General features: G+C 72.9%; 1 pseudogene. It reads left to right on the top strand.

What is annotated here, in order from left to right:
* A pseudogene (locus SB754_RS21515) lies at positions 1 to 183 on the top strand (N-carbamoylputrescine amidase); the annotation flags it as partial.
* Positions 184 to 255 lie beyond the last annotated feature (72 nt).

Genomic DNA, 255 nt, shown 5'->3' with positions numbered 1-255 from the left:
GGCTCCTCCTTCATCGCCGGGCCGACGGGCGAGCTCCTCGCCCGGGCGGACCGCGAGGGCGAAGCGGTGCTGACCGCCTCCTTCGATACCGACGATATCCGGGCGGCGCGGGCGAGCTGGGGTCTGTTCCGCGATCGGCGGCCCGATCTCTACGGCGCCATCGCCACCCTCGACGGAGGCTGACCGACCGGGGCGGGGCGGCACGACCGGACGGGGCGGAAGCGATCCTTTCGCATCGAGGTTCCGCTTTGCGAC

Origin of the sequence: Leifsonia sp. SIMBA_070, assembly GCF_046534635.1 — a bacterium.
GTDB lineage: Bacteria > Actinomycetota > Actinomycetes > Actinomycetales > Microbacteriaceae > Leifsonia.
Note: the sequence above shows the minus strand (reverse complement) of the source record. Positions and strands in the feature narration are given on the sequence as shown.